This window comes from Mesorhizobium sp. M1406, from assembly GCF_040317555.1.
Classification (GTDB): Bacteria; Pseudomonadota; Alphaproteobacteria; order Rhizobiales; family Rhizobiaceae; genus Mesorhizobium.
In genome coordinates this window covers 1-704 of the sequence record NZ_JAMYKW010000182.1, presented here as the reverse complement: position 1 = coordinate 704, position 704 = coordinate 1, and the positions used below count along the sequence as shown (strand labels likewise).

At 60.2% G+C, this 704-nt stretch carries 1 protein-coding gene; it reads right to left on the bottom strand.

Features of this window, described 5'->3' with window-relative positions; genetic code table 11:
- A partial coding sequence (locus NKH03_RS34845; RefSeq protein ID WP_352973373.1) for an AMP-binding protein occupies positions 1–704 on the bottom strand: 704 nt, incomplete at both ends.

Genomic DNA, 704 nt, shown 5'->3' with positions numbered 1-704 from the left:
GATACAGCCGGTCGCCCTCCACAAAGGAGCTGGCGATGAACCGCTCGGCCGTCAGCTCGGGCCGGTTGAGGTAGCCGCGCGCAACGCCGGCCCCGCCGATATAGAGCTCGCCCACCGCCCCCAACGGCACCGGCTGACCATGAGCGTCCAGAAGATAGATCCGCGTGTTCGCAATCGGACGCCCGATCGGGATATTTCGATGAGGCGCCTCAATCCTCGTCTCGGTAAGAAAGGTGGTCGACCAAATTGTCGTCTCCGTCGGACCATAAAGATTTCTGAGAGATTTTACCCTTCTGCCGAGGTTGGAGGCCAGATCTGAAGGCAGCGCTTCGCCGCCGCACAACGCGCTTAAGTCGGGCGCACCCTCCCAGTCGGCGTCCAAGAGCATACGCCATGCTGCCGGGGTCGCCTGCATCACATTTATCTTGTGATGGGATAGATGCTGCTGCAATCCAACAGCATTGCTCCGGCGAGCAAGGACGACGTTAGCTCCCACGGCCAGCGGGAGATAGAGTTCCAGCCCGGCAATGTCGAAAGAGATTGTCGTGACCGCGAGGAGTGAATCATGCTCTGTGAGGCCCAATACATCCAAAAGAGCGCGTAGGATATTGAGAACACTCGCATGCTCGACCATGACGCCCTTGGGCGTCCCGGTGGAGCCCGAGGTGTAGATGATGTAGGCGAGATGGCGGGGGGTGAGCCCC